The 15,925-nt window shown below is 36.0% G+C and carries 15 protein-coding genes and 1 pseudogene; 3 read left to right on the top strand and 13 right to left on the bottom strand.

Annotation, left to right across the window (positions count from 1 at the left end; genetic code table 11):
- Window positions 1-689 precede the first annotated feature (689 nt).
- From CLV96_RS19070 to CLV96_RS19890, 13 genes and pseudogenes are all read right to left on the bottom strand, one after another.
- Window positions 690-1,943 carry an adenylate/guanylate cyclase domain-containing protein gene (locus tag CLV96_RS19070; RefSeq protein WP_040917520.1) on the bottom strand — a complete coding sequence of 418 codons (1,254 nt, stop codon included), beginning with the start codon at window positions 1,941-1,943 and terminating at the stop codon, window positions 690-692.
- Between the two features lie 243 nt (window positions 1,944-2,186).
- The gene (locus CLV96_RS19065) at window positions 2,187-2,630 is read right to left on the bottom strand and encodes an LIC13259/LIC11441 family protein (RefSeq protein ID WP_040917519.1); all 444 of its coding nucleotides are present in this window, start codon (window positions 2,628-2,630) and stop codon (window positions 2,187-2,189) included.
- 62 nt (window positions 2,631-2,692) lie between these two features.
- Window positions 2,693-3,034, bottom strand: a complete 342-nt coding sequence (locus CLV96_RS19060; protein ID WP_004787846.1) for a hypothetical protein — start codon at window positions 3,032-3,034, stop codon at window positions 2,693-2,695.
- 37 nt (window positions 3,035-3,071) lie between these two features.
- On the bottom strand, window positions 3,072-3,722 hold the full coding sequence (locus CLV96_RS19055; RefSeq protein ID WP_004788182.1) for a class I SAM-dependent methyltransferase: 651 nt from the start codon (window positions 3,720-3,722) through the stop codon (window positions 3,072-3,074).
- Between the two features lie 34 nt (window positions 3,723-3,756).
- The gene (locus tag CLV96_RS19050) at window positions 3,757-7,026 is read right to left on the bottom strand and encodes an efflux RND transporter permease subunit (protein ID WP_004788124.1); all 3,270 of its coding nucleotides are present in this window, start codon (window positions 7,024-7,026) and stop codon (window positions 3,757-3,759) included.
- The gene (locus CLV96_RS19045) at window positions 7,010-7,810 is read right to left on the bottom strand and encodes an efflux RND transporter periplasmic adaptor subunit (protein ID WP_004788048.1); all 801 of its coding nucleotides are present in this window, start codon (window positions 7,808-7,810) and stop codon (window positions 7,010-7,012) included. Before CLV96_RS19045 ends, CLV96_RS19050 begins: the two co-directional genes overlap by 17 nt.
- Before the next feature lie 105 nt (window positions 7,811-7,915).
- Window positions 7,916-7,972 (bottom strand): annotated as a pseudogene (locus CLV96_RS20105) (heavy metal-binding domain-containing protein); the annotation flags it as partial.
- A gap of 94 nt (window positions 7,973-8,066) precedes the next feature.
- The gene (locus tag CLV96_RS19040) at window positions 8,067-9,395 is read right to left on the bottom strand and encodes a TolC family protein (protein ID WP_081581573.1); all 1,329 of its coding nucleotides are present in this window, start codon (window positions 9,393-9,395) and stop codon (window positions 8,067-8,069) included.
- A gap of 66 nt (window positions 9,396-9,461) precedes the next feature.
- Window positions 9,462-9,800, bottom strand: a complete 339-nt coding sequence (locus CLV96_RS19035; protein ID WP_134152084.1) for a hypothetical protein — start codon at window positions 9,798-9,800, stop codon at window positions 9,462-9,464.
- An 846-nt stretch (window positions 9,801-10,646) separates the two neighbouring features.
- Window positions 10,647-11,201 (bottom strand): helix-turn-helix domain-containing protein, encoded by a 555-nt coding sequence (locus CLV96_RS19030; protein ID WP_004788080.1) that lies wholly within the window; start codon window positions 11,199-11,201, stop codon window positions 10,647-10,649.
- A 751-nt stretch (window positions 11,202-11,952) separates the two neighbouring features.
- On the bottom strand, window positions 11,953-12,273 hold the full coding sequence (locus CLV96_RS19025) for a hypothetical protein (protein WP_004788229.1): 321 nt from the start codon (window positions 12,271-12,273) through the stop codon (window positions 11,953-11,955).
- Window positions 12,274-12,283: 10 nt separating this feature from the next.
- Window positions 12,284-12,859, bottom strand: a complete 576-nt coding sequence (locus tag CLV96_RS19020) for a hypothetical protein (protein ID WP_134152081.1) — start codon at window positions 12,857-12,859, stop codon at window positions 12,284-12,286.
- 139 nt (window positions 12,860-12,998) lie between these two features.
- On the bottom strand, window positions 12,999-13,265 hold the full coding sequence (locus CLV96_RS19890; protein WP_040917513.1) for a hypothetical protein: 267 nt from the start codon (window positions 13,263-13,265) through the stop codon (window positions 12,999-13,001).
- 183 nt (window positions 13,266-13,448) lie between these two features.
- Here CLV96_RS19890 and CLV96_RS19015 point away from each other — a divergent pair, with 183 nt between their 5' ends.
- The 3 genes from CLV96_RS19015 (at window position 13,449) to CLV96_RS19005 (ending at window position 15,854) form a co-directional block, all read left to right on the top strand.
- Window positions 13,449-14,183, top strand: coding sequence for a ParA family protein (locus tag CLV96_RS19015; RefSeq protein WP_004788033.1), 735 nt, complete (start codon window positions 13,449-13,451; stop codon window positions 14,181-14,183).
- Complete coding sequence (locus CLV96_RS19010) at window positions 14,180-15,040, top strand: ParB N-terminal domain-containing protein (RefSeq protein ID WP_004788139.1); 861 nt, start codon at window positions 14,180-14,182, stop codon at window positions 15,038-15,040. The genes CLV96_RS19015 and CLV96_RS19010 overlap by 4 nt, the downstream gene beginning before the upstream one ends.
- Before the next feature lie 130 nt (window positions 15,041-15,170).
- Window positions 15,171-15,854, top strand: coding sequence for a hypothetical protein (locus CLV96_RS19005; protein ID WP_040917511.1), 684 nt, complete (start codon window positions 15,171-15,173; stop codon window positions 15,852-15,854).
- Window positions 15,855-15,925 lie beyond the last annotated feature (71 nt).

Genomic DNA, 15,925 nt, shown 5'->3' with positions numbered 1-15,925 from the left:
TGTTCACTTTTCTCCAAAACTCACTTCAGGCAATATCCGAAATTAACCCTTCCGCCGAATTTTCTTTCATTCCAACACGCAATGAATTTTTCATTTTTATTTATTTTAATAAACATTACATTGTATTCAAAAAACTAAACCGATTTTTAAGTTAGTTTTCTCCGACAAGAAAGAAGATTAAGGAAATTAATATATTCCGAATGATACAAGAATCAGAATCCAGTATTCCAATAAAGGACGTTCAATAAAAATAGAAATCACAAAACAGACCTTTACGTTTGGTTTAATAAATTTGGAGGTATCGAGCTAAACGAAATCAAGAAGATAAAGGCTTTAAAGAAGGTTACTTGAAATTATAAACGCCTAGGCGCAAATATGGCTGTGAATTTTCAACCGATATAAAAAACGCCGGGTGAAATGTTTTTTATATCTTACATTGTCTTGTGAATGCATTAGGATAATTTTATTAGCTTAAGTATGAAGAACTATTCACAAAGTGATAAAAAAATTATATAAATTTTTCGAAATATTTTTGAAGTTTTCTCCGAATCCTTTCCCAATAAATTTCTATTTCATAAATTAATCGCCAACACTCCGCTGCACGAATAAATATAAAAAATATGTCATTTGATAAAATTTCCTATTCAAAAAAACATAATCCATAATTGAGGTTTTCAGCATGGCCTACTTTATTTAACTTTAAAATCATAAATTCCATCCCAATCATCAACATTGCCATTTTTCAAAATTTCTATCCTATCTAGATATAACTTACATACATAGTCGTTTGGATTTTGAAAGTAAGCATCTTCGAAAAACATCTTAGCTTGAGGAAAATTGCCACTTCTGAAGTGTGCAAGCCCGTCCAAAAAGCAAGTTCGATTATTTTCTTTACTGATAATTTCTTCAATGCCCAAATGCGAATAAACTTCATATATTTTGCATGAATTCGTTTTTCCCTTCACTCGTACTGAATCTATTTCTCTTATATTAGAACATTTGTTTTTTATACGTTGATAGACGGTATCAGTAATCAATAATGAAGAATTATAAAACTTATTCAAACCCTGTATTCGGGCCGAAAGATTTACATTATCTCCGATAATCGTATACTCTTTTCTTTCCGATGAACCAACATTACCTGCAACCACCTTTCCAAAATGAATTCCGATAGTTATTTCTAGTTTTTCATTCCCAAAGTAATTTTCGCCGTTAAGCTGCTTCAATCTCTTTATCATTTCAACTGCAATTTTAACAGCAGTTTCATTATCTTCAGATTTAGCTTCTGGTATTCCAAAAACGACCATAAGAGCATCTCCGATAAATTTGTCTAGATAGCCATTATTGCGTAAAATGATATCAATCATTTCGACGAAAAACCGATTTAGCAGAAAGATTAAATCTGTAGGCTTTAATCTTTCTGCTAATTTTGTGAAATCCTTAATATCACAAAATAAAATAACTACCTCTTTCTCTTCTCCTTCGGTATTGATATTTTTGTTAATTATATCATCTACTATTTGAGGTGATACATACTTTCCAAATAGATCTAAGATTACATTCTTTTTATTTTTTTCGAATATCAAAACATCTCTGAAATATCCAGCAGATAATCCTAATATGACAAGAAATGGAGTTTCAACAAAATGCTCCAACATCACTGTGTGAAAATGATTTTTTGCGGAAATCATTGTGAATAGATGTGCAGAAGCCACAAGAAAACTGACACCAGCGCTAGCGATAAATCCAAAAAAGATTACAGCATATAGTATAGGAAAATAATACAATCTCATGGAAATCGCTGTCCAGATTTCATTATTGCCTTTGATTGATAATGTATGTAAAATGAAAATTGAGATTATTAAAGAAGCAATGATTGAGAATTTTGAGAAACTTAGATTTTGCTTTAATTCGGTAAAATGAAATTCAATTAATTCTTTCATTTTTTAGCCGAATGCACTCCATGAATATTCAAATATCCGACGGGTTTTAAAATACCAGATAATTTTAAAACCCGTTTCCAGAAAACTTAATAATAAGATAAAGGTTGTTACTATCATCTTTAGTACGCAAAACTTTTTTAAAATTCCTTTTCAATTCGTTATGACCATTTGACACAACGCATTCAACTTTTTCCTAGGAACAAATACTTTTGCTATTATCTGCAAAAGTATTTGTTGCTGTATTTACAACTTTTCTCCGCAATCCCTCATATCCTTCAAATACGGATTCACTATGTTATCCCCTTTAGCAATCCATTTCTTTTTTTCCATTGGGCAATAGAATAGATTTGCTTTTGATTTATCGTGATGTCCGACAACAGATGCTAATCCATCGACTAATAAAGAGTATGCATTCTTTTTATCTTGCAAGCTTTCTGCTTTACCTAATTTTTCCGCAAGAGGAATTGCTTTTTTAAAAACTTCATTGTCTTTTTTATCATCCGACCCTTTTGTAAGAAGTTCGGTCAAATTTTTTGTGTCAATTTTACCGGAAGTTTCTTTTACTAGTGCTTCATGAAATTTTATCATCTCTTCCATGACTTTTGTTGTCTTACCGTCATGTGCCCATGCCTGTGTTGTAAAAAGGCATATAATCCATATTAACATTGTTTTAAATATTGTATTCATTGTTCTCTCCTAAAAAGAATTCAGAATTAAATTCTTATATTTAATTCTGAATTCTTATAAATTTATTTTTTATCTAACTCTTTTGCTAAAGAATTATGCATCACAGCCATCATCTCAAAATTAGCTTTTTGAGATTTAGCATCTGCAATGATTTTATCGCAATGAGTTTCCATTTCTTTTATTTTTAACTTTGGGCTTAATTTTTCATTAATCCAATATTTTTTTTGAAAATCGTTTTTCATTTTCGAATGATCTTCTATAATGTTTTGTTGTGCCTTGGCTAACTCTTCATATTTAGAAGCCTGTGAAAGATGCTCTGCTTTTACTTTGGAAACATCCTGTGCCCAAACTGTCGTTTCAAATAGGATTAGAAATCCTATTCCCATTAATTTAATTTTATTCATTGTTTTCTCCTTTTAATGAATTCAAAAATTTTCGCATCTATTTTTCTGCTTTATAATAAGAGTAAGTTCCAATTTTGGTATTGATAAAATCAGTCTCTGCTACATTTCTAAATCCTGCTTGCTCTATAAACTTTGGTAAAAGTCCATTTACATTGTCGTTTGTTGTTTTAAAGCCGTCCAGAAGTTGGACAATATAAAATGCAAGCCGCATCATTCTGGATTTTGCTTTTCCCCAGTCACCGATAAGCAGCTGTCCATTTGGTTTCAGGACTCGGTAAATTTCTTTCAAGCAAGCTAATTTAGTTTCTACATCAAGCTGATGGAATACTAACGAACTGAATACTTTATCAAAGGAGTTTTCAGCATACGGAAAAACTGTTCCATCGTAAAGATCTAGAGGTATGTCAAAACCTAGTTTCTTGATTTTATATTGAGCAATTTCTCTTACTTTTGGATCAATATCAAGACCACTTAGTTTAGCTTTCGCATTACGCTCGTGGGCAAGAATAATATTTTGCCCTGTTCCAAAACCAAATTCTAAAATAGCTTCGTCGTTCTTTGGTTTTAACTCATCTATGAGTTTTGTTCTAAATTTTTTCTCAGGCATAGTTAACTTAATTGTTAGGTCATAGAAACCGGTTAACCATTCGTAGCCTAAGGCTGGTATAAATTCTTTTTTGTCGTTCATTGGATTTCCCCTTTAAAGAAATTAGTCATAAGACTCAAAGCTCGCTCAATTCCCTTCGTTTCCATAAATAATAAATGGCAGGATAAACCAAAAGCTCTAATGCAAAGCTTGAAACAAGACCTCCGACCATCGGGGCAGCAATTCGTTTCATTACATCTGAGCCTGTCGCTGTTGACCACATAATTGGGAGTAACCCCATCATCGCACAGAGTACAGTCATGATTTTGGGACGAACTCTTTTTACTGCACCGTGTAAGATGGATTCTTTTAGTTCATTGTCATTTTTCAAAAGTCCTTTCTTTCTTGCGTCTTCATGTGCCAAATCAAGATATAACAGCATGAATACGCCCGTTTCAGCGTCTAGTCCCATAAGCGCAATCATTCCCACCCAGACGGCGATCGAGATTTGATAATCCAAAATAAATAAAAGTCCTACAGCCCCAATAAGGGAAAAAGGAACCGCACACATGACAATCATTGTCTTCATGTAAGAACTTGTATTCATATAGATTAGAAAGAAAATAATAAAGAGGGTAATAGGTATTACATACATCATTCTCTCTCTTACTCGAATGATGTTTTCATACTGACCAGTCCAGAGTAGAGTATAACCAGTCGGAAGTTTCACTGATTCGGATACTATAAGTTTGGCTTTTTCTACAAAACCACCTATATCAGATTCGCCTGTGTCTAAGTATACATAGCCGGTGAGAAATCCATTTTCATCTCGGATCATAGCAGGACCTGTTTTAAATTCAAGGTCAGCTATTTCGCCGATAGGAATATGAGAATCTGTGAGCGTTGGAACTAATATTCGTTTTAGCTGGTTTATATTCTCCCTTAGCGCCCTTGGATAACGGATATTTACAGTATACCGTTCTCTCCCTTCTATTGTTTGAGTAATTGGTTCTCCCCCGATAGCGGTCAAAATGATATTTTGTGCACTCGCAATCGTGATTCCATAGCGGGCTAATTTCTCTCGTTTTAAATTGATATCTAAAAAATAACCGCCGGCTGTTCGTTCAGCAAATACAGACCTAACTCCAGGAAGAGACTTTAAAACTCCTTCGATCTCTATACCTAATCGTTCAATTTCTTCAAGCGACGATCCTTGTATCTTTATTCCTATTGGGGTTCGCAGTCCAGTAGACAACATATCAATCCTAGTTTTAATTGGCATGGTCCAGGCGTTAGACACACCAGGAAAAGAAATTTCTTTGTCCATGATTTCTATTAATTCTTCTCTGGAAATTCGATCTGGTGCGAAGCTTCTAAATAAAAAATGAGTGAAGTCTGGCAATATCGAATAAAATCTTTCTTTTTTCCTCCATTCATTTTGAGGCTTTACGGAAACAACCGTCTCCATCATGGAGAATGGTGCACTATCTGTTGAGGTATCAGATCGTCCGGCTTTACCAAACACGCGCACTACTTCGGGAATATTTTTTAACTTTCTGTCCATATTTATCATAAGCCGCTCTGCTTCAGCAACTGAGATTCCAGGAAGCGTTGTTGGCATATAAAGTAATGACTCTTCATATAGTGGTGGCATAAATTCAGAACCAAGATGAAAATACAAAGGTATTGTTAGTAATACTAAAGTTACTGAGGTAGCGATTACTTTTTTCGGGTGCGCTAAAACCCAAATGCAGGCCGGCTCGTAGTATTTAAATAGAATTTTACTTATTGGATGATTGTCTTCTTTGTAGTATTTTCCAACGAATAAGGTAGTAGCGACCTTATTTAATAATTTATTTTTATAAGTAAATGGATCCATTCTTGTAAAAAGCATTCGAAAGGCTGGATCGAGAGTTAAAGCAAGAATAGCAGCGATTGCCATCGCCAAATTTTTCGAATATGCGAGTGGGCGAAAAAGCCTTCCTTCTTGATCGACTAAGGTGAAAACGGGTAGAAAAGCGACAGCGATAACTAACAGTGAAAAAAATACGGATGGTCCTACTTCTAACAGCGCCTCAAGCCTGACTGCATGGTAATCGCCAACTCGACCACCAGACTCCCACTCCTCTAATTTTTTGTATGCATTTTCTACTTCTACAATTGCTCCATCTACCAAAACTCCAATGGAAATGGCAATGCCAGAAAGAGACATTATATTCGAGTGAATTCCGAAAGTGTACATTGGTATAAACGAAATGAGAACAGAAATTGGAATTGTTAGAATAGGCACAATTGCAGAAGGAAAATGCCATAGAAAAACCAAGATAACTAAAGAAACTACAACCATTTCCTCGAGCAATTTTTCTTTTAGATTCGTAATCGCATTCATAATGAGCGATGAACGATCATACGTAGTGACTATTTCCAATCCTTCAGGGAGAGATGGAGTTATTTCTTTAATCTTTTCTTTAATCTTTTCAATTACCGAAAGAGCGTTCTCACCATGACGCATAACAATGATTCCACCAACGGTGTCTCCATTTCCGTCTAAATCAGAAATACCACGTCTCAAATCAGGGCCTAGATCTACCTGTGCAACATTCTTTACGAGAATTGGTGTTCCGGTAGTATCCGTGCCTAAGCTAATCTCCTCTATGTCGCTTAGGTTACGAATATATCCTTTGCCTCGGATCATATACTCAGCACCACTCAATTCCATTAGACGTGCGCCAGTCTCTTGATTAGATTCTCGAACTTTTTGCACAATCGATTCCATGGAAATGTTATACGCTTGCAAGGCAATTGGGTTAACAGTGATTTGATATTGTTTTTTGAAACCGCCAATGCCTGCTACCTCTGAAACTCCCGGGATCGCGTTTAACAAGTAACGCAGTTTAAAGTCTTGAAAGGATCGAATATCGGCTAATGAGTTTATTCCAATCTTGTCTACCAAGGCATATTGAAAAACCCATCCAACACCAGTAGCATCGGGGCCCAATTCAGTTTGCACACCTTCTGGAAGCCTGGATTGAATTCGAGATAGGTATTCTAATACACGAGATCTAGCCCAATAAATATCAGTCCCATCTTGGAAGATAACGTAGACAAACGAATAGCCGAAGTCGGAAAACCCGCGAATAACTTTCACTTTCGGAGCACCGAGTAAGCCTGTGATAATTGGGTAAGTAACCTGATCTTCAATAATATCAGGACTTCTATCCCAACGAGAATAGACTATGACTTGCGTATCCGACAGATCAGGAATTGCATCAAGCGGAATATTAGTCATCGAATAATAGGAGCCGATGAGCATTACCCCGATTACAACTAATACTAAAAATTTATTATGAGCGGAGAAACGAATGATTTTAGAAGTTAGCGAATTTGAATCAATGGGAGTGTTCATTTGACGAACCTCCTAATTTAATTTTACTTTCGGAGTCTAACAGGAAATTCGATTCAAATACTAATTCATCACCTTCAACTAATCCTTCCAAAATTTCATAGAAGTCATCGGTTTCCATTCCAGTCTTGACCATAACTGGAGTAAACTCCGTTGTGGAAATTTTCTTGTAGACTAATTTATGTTTACCTGTATTCAGAACCGCCGATTTAGGAATCGAAAGAGTTTTTTTCAAAGAAATGGAAATTTCGATATTTCCAAACATTTCCGGTTTAAGTAAGTTCTCCTTATCAACGACGTAAGAGCGAAATCGAAGGGTCCTGTTTTTTTCATTTAATATGGAATCTATACTCTGAATTTTACCTTTAAATACTTTGTCAGGGAAGGAATCGACTTTCAAATTTACTATCTGACCTTTCTTTACAAAGTTAATATCAGATTCATAAATTGAGGAGTATATATAAGCTTTGCCATTCTTACTCCCCAAAATCAATTCATCTGGATTTCGGGTAGCATTTCCCCATTCGGCTATTTGAGAATCGGAGAGGCCTAGTTGTTTGAGCCGAACTATGCTTGAACTGACAAGCGAATTCGATAATGTTGTTGGATTCTCTGCGAGCAACTTCGTAGCCTTTCGAGCTTCTCGAAATTCTAAGATTGCTGTATACAGCTCTGGATCATAAGCCACTCTAGAATAGGCCATGATTGACTTGGAAAGATTTCTGATTTCCGCCTTTGTAGTTTTGATTCCGATTAAGATTTGTTTCTCTTCCGACAGTGAGATCATATTCTCTTCCTTAGGATCTCTCAAAACGGAAGTTTCATCGTTATGTTCATGTGATGCAAGATGGTTTGATTTAGAGGACGAAACTGTTTTTTCCTTCTTTACCAAGGACATATTACATATAGGACATTGACCGGGTCTATCGGAAGTATAGGTCGTGTGCATGGGACAATACCAGGTTTCTTTTTCTTTCTTACATAATTGCAAGAAAGAGAATATCAGAAATATTACGATGATAGAAATTGATTTCTTTTTCATATTAATTGTTTTTTGCCTTAAGTAGAGAGTCGGTGAGTTCCAAAATCAGAATTACAGTTAGATCTTTCTTTTCTTTCACTTCCTCGAGCATGACGTATGCCTTCAATAAATCAATTTTAGACGCCAATGCTTCAATTAGATTACTGCTACCACTTGCATAACCAGCCGATGAAGCTGATAAACTCTTGTTCAATTCGGGTATTAATTTATTTTCATATAATTCAATTTGAGATTCCAACGACTCAAATGTTAAAAGTAATTTATCAAAGTTTGATTCTAAAAAGAGTTTATTTTTCTCCAGCTCGAAACTTTTGGATTTCGTATTTTCATTCGAACGTTCCGCTAAATCATGTGCTGAAAAAAAAGACCAAACGGGAACACGAACATTTATTCCGACTGAAAATAAATCTCCTCTATATTCTGTTTGATCCATTACTTGATAATTCAGTGGCCCATCGTCTACTGCAATAATTTGATTTCGGCGGCGCATGTATGCAAAGAAAAGTTCTGTATCAGGAGCATGAAGAAGGCTAGAAAGTTTACTTTCGTTCTTAGCACGTTCAACGGCAACCGAAGATAGTTTGTAATTGGGGTTTTCAGTTAGGTTAAGCCTTAGATTTGCTTTATTTGTTTTAATAAATAAATGTTTTTCACTGAGATATTTGGTTAAGTCTGTTTCTAAAATTTTTGTTAGACTAACAGAATCGCTTACATAATAAGATAAAAACGCCTTTGCATTGTCTTTATCTCGAGTTAGTTCAATTTGTCGGTCTAGTGAGATTGTTCCTTCGATTTGCAGTTTAAGTGTTTTATCTAGAGCAGAACTCCCAGTGGCAAAATTGGAAGCAGAAATAACTTTTTGGCTTTCTAAAGTCTTTTGAATCTGGCTGTTTAAATTAATTTTTAAGTTCGCACTTCTAAATCGAATTAATTGGGAGAGATACTCTAACAAAAATTGATTTTTTCGAGATTTGGAAAAATGTAAAAACTCAATTTCCTCAAGTTTCCTCACTTTCCCCTGCAAAGTCAACCTTCCCGGAAAAGGGATCTCCTGAGAAATGCTATACTCAATGCCTGTCATACTTGGTGTATCATATGCCCTGTTGTTAAGGGAGTAAGATCTCGTTGGATAGTTGCGAAACGAAATCCCTATTTTCGGATCAGGGTATGTGGTCTCATGGCCTGCATTCGCATGTTTGGATTTTAGCTCTGCATCCAGCGCGCGAATTTCAGGATGAGAAGAAATTAAAGAATCCAAGAAAGGCTCAATTTCTTGCCCCTTAATAGACGTCGCAAATTGTAAAATCGAAATAATAACCAGACGCTTCATCAAAATCCTCCAGTGAAACATACATAATCAACTTAACAGACTAAAAGTCAGTGTGTGAGAATATATTCAGAGAAGTAGATGAATCGTTTCTAAATATGAATCGTCTGAATTTCTTAATCGTATTTTTGGTACAAAGACAAATTCAAGAAGGGGTTTTTCTAAGTCAAAACTTACATAAGTTGAAGTGATAAAAGTAAGCTGAGCAAAAAATATACTTACGAAATCAGAAGCAGATTTAGAAATAATAACAGGTTTCGACTTGGCACACTCACAACTATCTTTGGCTGTTTGATTTTCTTGATGGCACTTAAGAATACTTTTTTTAACATTGGCTTTGGTGAGATGACAAATTCCAGTAAGCTTCATTTGATCGCTACAATCCGAGCCAAAAGGAATAGCAATCATTAGAAATAGAACCAGAAACCTACGCATGGTATTAGTATGTGGATGTTTCTGGAATTTGGCAACAAATTTTCAGAAACATCTTAGAAATTTTTAAGACTATAAAGTAACTTTGAACAATTAGGTATTTTGGAGAGTATTTAGTTTGGAACCGTTTATTACATCAGGATGCCATCGTGAAATTGTTAGTTTAAAGAATTGACATCTAAAGATAGAAGAGATTTTCCTATATGCTACATTTTGATCCAAGTTTGTTTATCTTTTATGCTCTGGCCGATTTATATACTCGTAGATCACTTTTCATTTTAGTTGCGTTATTATCTACAAACTCTGTTAGGAAATATTTGGAGAGTTTTATTTCCTAATTGCATGTTTTCCATTTGTATTAGCCCCAACAGGATCATTAAAGTATGAAAGTACCTTACAAACGAATTGAGATTAAACTAAAGTTAACTTGCAATTTCTGCATACCCAGGATTATTATTTTTCAAGTTAACTTTAGTTTAATTTTCTTTCTGATGAAGGTACGATTGTGCATCAATTAGTTCCATCTATTTCAGTTAACTTACACGTTCGCTCATACAAAACCCGGAATATTTTGTTTATAAAAATTAGTCTGTATTTTCCAAATGTTTTTTTGAGAATCCTTTCCTACCTAACTTTCGATTTACATCCTTCAAGACAAAACCAATAGTATAGACATTGGCTCTCATTAGTCTTCCTTTCACTAATTGATCTGTACATTCGTCCGATCAATAAATCCTTCTCAAAGGAAGCAAAACTTTGAAACTACCTAATAATACTTTTGATTTCCGTATTCTTAATATTGAAGGTTATCTGTTGTTCCACCTAACTCCCAAACATAGGCTGAGGTCTCATCGCAAAGTTTTCCCAAAAGATCCGATCTTGTTTGGTCAAATTCTCTGGTCCAAGGGCCGACTGGATCCGAATGCGAGTCGATGGTGCCAATTGGTTAGTCCAATGCAAAAACTCTTTCCAAACATCCAAAGGATTCTTTGTACTTATGTTATGTACTTTTGTTGTACTAGGTACAAAAGGAACTGCTGAAACTTCCGAATCTGCCTTGGATTTTTGTAAGGGAGCACTTGGTTTTGTTTCCACTGCCGGTTCGGACACAATTCCTAAGCAGTATGACAATTCGCGTCTCCTTCCATCGAAGGAAAGTTGTGCGATATAGTTTCGTTTTCGAAGTTTAGAGATCATCCGAGAGATGGTATCGGGTTTTTTCCCAAGTAGTTTCGCAAAGTAAGTGTTCGATGCAAAACATCCTTTCGCCAATGTTAACGATCGAATTTCTGAAAGCAGATACTTTTCTGAAACACTCAAATCCACAAGGCATTCAATCTCCCTGGGAATCCAAATTCCTGTCCGGTTGGTTTTCATTTTTAGGTTCCTTCTTCCAAATGAACACTGACTCCGGCTACGAGCATCTGGTCGTTTCTATGCCAATGCATTCATCGAACGCATACCTCCCCTACTCTACTTGCCATTGGTTTTTCAAAATGAGACAAACCTTCGGTCCAAGTAAAATCGAGAGATGGGAAAGTTCTTTCGAACGTTCCGTCGGAACTTTTTTTAGGAATTCCGAGTTAAGTCATAACGGCTATGTGGTAGAGCCGTGTCCGGCAGTGTCCACCGAACGATCCCTAAATGTACCGATGTCGATAAACTGTCAATAAGTAAAAGAGACATAAATCTGGAATTTTCACTGTGACCCAAACGAAAGTTTGGAGGTGGTGGAAAGGTGATTTGGTTTTGGAGGAGAAATTTGCCCTGGTTGGCTACCACACCTTCCAGGGCGTTTGACTTAACCCGATTAAGGATTACTTACAAACAACCCTAACCGAAGTACCAAAACAGTACAAGCATTTTTTTTGTTAAAAACGTCGGTAAGCCTAGTTCGCTAGGTGAAAGGATATTTTCTTCTTAAAAATGGCGCCTCACATTTGTTAGTATTTTTGAAATGGATTGTCGACGTGACCGCGCTTTCCGCTCCAATCTTTCCGAATCAAAATTAAAATCATAATCGGATTCTTTACCGGAAAGGATTTCCGCTGCAATCGCTGGCGCATAAGCTCTCACTCAGCATGGAAGTTGAAACGATTTTTTATCCATTACGTGATCTCGCAATGGATTACTTTTTATTCTCTGGCAAACAAACAATCCGATTGCAATCCGCAATACAACCTTGGCGCGCCGACTCCAAAGATTTCCCCCGGTTCGTATACACATACACCGAACTTGTACAATTTGACATACACTCTTGTTTCTCTTTGCAGTTCATGTTGCCATTCCCACCGTATGATTCGTAAAACGGATGAACCGGTTCTTCCTTGGAAAAATCTATTGGCCGGTTTCCTTTCTGTTTGTCTGAAAATACGGCAAGTGGGAATAGAAAAACGAGGATTGGAAGCAGGATGTATTGTTTCATTAGTTGTTCTCCGATTTTTTTCATTTGTTTAAAGTTACGGCTTTCTTTTGCCGTTTGAAGGAAACGTTTTTTCGCTCTCCATCTCATCTAATCCTTCTTTAAAGTAAGTAACTATCCCGCAGCTATCAGGTTTTCCTTCAAAACCAATGATAAGCACTGGACCGATCGGTGCCTGCATGACAGAACAGGAAACTTTATTAGTCACTCCTTTGCAGGGACCATCTAAAGGTTTTAATAAACTATACTCAACTTCATTTTCGCTGATGATTTTAATATAACCTGGAATCTTTCGGATTCCATATTTTTTGGCCATCATGGTCCCTTCTTCAAAAGTCATAGTATACTCTATGTTTTCTCCATCAAAAGTATATTCCACTAATGTAGAGGGGTCTTCAATCACACCCTTTCCTTTTAAAAGATCCAGTACTTCCTTCCATGATTTTGCCTGTTTCACTATTTCGCAGGGATGATCCTTTTTGTTTTTTAAACAAGAAGGGTATTCTTTTTCATTACCTTTTCTGTAGTCTTCACATTTACCTCTATCAATCTCTTTCGAAATGAGAGGTAGCATGGATAAAGCCAGAACAAGATATAATATATAAACTTTCATAGGATTCCCCAAAAATTTAATTTCTATGTAAAAAGCATCTCCCAATCGAATTTAGCATCCTTTTGGTATTGTAACTGCCTAAAATTGATCTCATATCAGTATTCTTCCGCTGAATCTAGAGAATTGTCATTAGCATTGGTCAATGAACAATTGAGTAAATGTCTATGTTTCCAGATTTTTTATTGCATTGTTCGAGTTTATAAGCATTGTAAAGGCATTCCGTGTAGATTTGGTCTAGGCTACTTCCATCAGGATTTACAATTGGATTCGTAATCAAACCACCAATACAAAAATCTCGAAATCGTGTTTTTGCATCGTCTTTGCATTTTTCTTCGCTATTATTTCCGCAGTTTAACAGAATTGAGATATGGATTGCAAACAGGAAAATCAGCACTCGCAATTTCATGGTTTTGCAACTTAAACGTAGGTAAAAAATCTTACAATCCCAAGACAAAGTTTACTTTGAATAGAAAGATGAATGGCGGCTTTCCTCGTATCACCCAAGGTATCACCGTGATCCTTTGGTTTTTTGTTCTCCCGAAGAATTAAAATTTGAATTTATTCCGATTTCATTCTAAGTTGGTTCTCAATGAAAATTATCACTTCGGCAAGTTTGAAAGGTGGCGTTTCCAAAAGCACAATTTCTATTTTTTTGGCATTGGCAATCAGCCAATTGAAGAAAAAGGTTTTAGTGATCGACTTGGACCCTCAGTCATATTCCCTTACTGACTTTTTCCTGCGTGATCTTTCCATCGAAGAAATTGATAAAAAAAATGCCTACCAAGCCTTTTCCGATCGTAAACAACTAAAAGAATGTATGTTCCAATCCCAAGGGATCACGGTGATACCTTGCTCTCCGGATTTACAAGATTTGGGATCCGAAACTCAAAATGATCCTGGTTTACTCCTTCGTTCCAAAAAGGAAATTTCTGCTTTGCCTTTTGACTATGTCATCATCGACACTCCACCATCTCCAGTATATGAATTCAAAATTGGACTCTATGCCGCCGACATCGTTCTCTCTCCACTCACGTATGATCGTTGGAGTTTGTCTGGCCTTCTCAAAGCAAAAAAACAAGTGGAACTCATTGGTCGATCTGGGTTAAAAACTCCGAAACACATTGCCGTTCCTTCTATGGTTTCCGACAAAACTAAAGATGATGTTGTCGACATCCTGAAAGAAGGAAAATTCAAATACACAAAATCGTTTATCACAAGATCGGCCGCTGTGCAGTCAGCAATTATGAAAGGCAATCTTCTCAAATCAGGATCCAAGTCCGAACAAGAATTTAGTTCCTTAGCAAGTGAGGTGATTTCTTTATGAGTGCAAAAACAAAAAAGTCTGCCATGTTCGAGTCCCTTGGACAAAACATTTTAGTATCCAACAAAGAATCCTTTTCGCTCCAAAACCAAACAAACAAAAACTGGGAACTGAGTCCTGTTCGAAATGCGAATGTTTCGGAACTTCTCGATCATCCCGATAATATCAAGTTCTTTGACTATTGGGATAAATCCAAAAAAGAAGATGAATTGGCTTGGTCACGTTTTGTCGACCGAATCAAAAAAGGGGGAATCCATGATCCTCTCATCGTATTTGGTCCAAGAGCAAACGCCGTTGGATTTTCTTTAAAACCAAACACTCTTATTACTGGCCACCGCCGTAAAAAAGCCCTGAAGGAACTCGGCATCACAGAAGCACCAGTTCGTTACATCGAAGGAAAAATCACCCTTCGCGAATTAGAAGTTTTGATGTTGTCGGACAACTTTGACAGACGGCAAATCAAAGACCCGGCACAAGTCATCTACATCTTAGTGAATCTTTTTCCCGACACATTCCAAAAAGACAATCGTGGTGGAGATCTATCTTCCAAGGACAGCAAAACTCTTGCCGAGATTTCCAAAACACATGGAATCTCTGTTCCTCAACTGAAACGTTACAAGGCTGTTTATAGAGAAGCTTTACGATTAGCACAAGGTGCAAAGCAATCCAATCCTGGACCAACCGAATTCAAACAAGCCCTAAAAAACTTGGCAAACAAACGAAAGGCCACTCCCAAACAAAAACCAAAAGTGGACATCAAATCTCAGTTTGTGAAGAAGTTTCCATTTTTACATTCCAAACTTACGAAAGCGGAACAAACCAAACTATTTCAAGCCATCGAAAAAATGGTCAATGTATAGTGTTGGAAGTGTGTCTTCTTTAAACTAAAAATGTAGTGCCCAAGGGAGTCTAAATGAGGCCCTGATTTGATTCAGTTTGTTTGTTTTAAGATATCATGCTCAATTTTTAAAGTCAGAGCGAGGGAGAAAAATGAAAAAGATTTTTGTATGTATAGTAGTTTCGTTGACCTCTTGTAGTTCATTGACCTTGGTCTCTCCAGGAATCACTTCGGAACATCGATTGAACCAAAGTTCCAAGCTGAAATTTGAAGAATCTTCCTTTTATGGAACGAATATCTACCAATTAAATGGCTTCTATATCGAAAAAGAAAATACGAACCTGGTTTTAAATGATCCAAATAATATTCATCATTCAAAGTTTAAGGATCAATTTGAAGCGAATATTTCAGAAGAGGATATACTAATCCTAGTCGAAGTCTGTTTTGATAAAGATAAATTCAAACAAAAGACATTGGATTTAGATCTATACCAATTTGAACTGAATGGGAATCCTTCGAATGATACATTGGAAGTCATATATCCATATTCTTTTCGTATGAAAGGGAATCGATACCAATTAGAAAGACCGATACTGATCAATGAAAATTATCCGAACCAAAAAAATGTGATCAAAACCGCAGATGAATTTGTTACCTGTTCCAGAACCTTTTTGAAATTTAAGAAAGAATTCCAGAAGGATGGAAAGAATATTCTAAAAATTATGACCCCAAGAAAATCTGTTAGCACATTTGAATTCTACATTCATAATGGAAACTTTCTCATTCAGAAAAGTGACGATATAGAGCTAAAAGTAAAAGTCAAAAGTGAAGTATAAACCTTTAAACCCATCAGGTTGAGGCAGCAATCTATTTAAAAATGGAAAACTTGAGCTGCTTTCGGTATCGA

Origin of the sequence: Leptospira meyeri (assembly GCF_004368965.1) — a bacterium.
Classification (GTDB): domain Bacteria; phylum Spirochaetota; class Leptospiria; order Leptospirales; family Leptospiraceae; genus Leptospira_A; species Leptospira_A meyeri.
This window is presented reverse-complemented; position numbering and strand designations above follow the sequence as displayed.

Bases quoted from the DNA above. Each gene is read 5' to 3' on its own strand.
- CLV96_RS19035 (WP_134152084.1), bottom strand. From the start codon at position 9,800: ATGATTGCTATTCCTTTTGGCTCGGATTGTAGCGATCAAATGAAGCTT.
- CLV96_RS19060 (WP_004787846.1), bottom strand. From the start codon at position 3,034: ATGAATAAAATTAAATTAATGGGAATAGGATTTCTAATCCTATTTGAA.
- CLV96_RS19055 (WP_004788182.1), bottom strand. From the start codon at position 3,722: ATGAACGACAAAAAAGAATTTATACCAGCCTTAGGCTACGAATGGTTA.
- CLV96_RS19890 (WP_040917513.1), bottom strand. From the start codon at position 13,265: ATGAAATTGCGAGTGCTGATTTTCCTGTTTGCAATCCATATCTCAATT.
- CLV96_RS19005 (WP_040917511.1), top strand. From the start codon at position 15,171: ATGAAAAAGATTTTTGTATGTATAGTAGTTTCGTTGACCTCTTGTAGT.
- CLV96_RS19020 (WP_134152081.1), bottom strand. From the start codon at position 12,859: ATGAAAGTTTATATATTATATCTTGTTCTGGCTTTATCCATGCTACCT.
- CLV96_RS19010 (WP_004788139.1), top strand. From the start codon at position 14,180: ATGAGTGCAAAAACAAAAAAGTCTGCCATGTTCGAGTCCCTTGGACAA.
- CLV96_RS19015 (WP_004788033.1), top strand. From the start codon at position 13,449: ATGAAAATTATCACTTCGGCAAGTTTGAAAGGTGGCGTTTCCAAAAGC.
- CLV96_RS19025 (WP_004788229.1), bottom strand. From the start codon at position 12,273: ATGAAAAAAATCGGAGAACAACTAATGAAACAATACATCCTGCTTCCA.
- CLV96_RS19070 (WP_040917520.1), bottom strand. From the start codon at position 1,943: ATGAAAGAATTAATTGAATTTCATTTTACCGAATTAAAGCAAAATCTA.
- CLV96_RS19045 (WP_004788048.1), bottom strand. From the start codon at position 7,810: ATGATCTCACTGTCGGAAGAGAAACAAATCTTAATCGGAATCAAAACT.
- CLV96_RS19065 (WP_040917519.1), bottom strand. From the start codon at position 2,630: ATGAATACAATATTTAAAACAATGTTAATATGGATTATATGCCTTTTT.
- CLV96_RS19030 (WP_004788080.1), bottom strand. From the start codon at position 11,201: ATGAAAACCAACCGGACAGGAATTTGGATTCCCAGGGAGATTGAATGC.
- CLV96_RS19050 (WP_004788124.1), bottom strand. From the start codon at position 7,026: ATGAACACTCCCATTGATTCAAATTCGCTAACTTCTAAAATCATTCGT.
- CLV96_RS19040 (WP_081581573.1), bottom strand. From the start codon at position 9,395: ATGAAGCGTCTGGTTATTATTTCGATTTTACAATTTGCGACGTCTATT.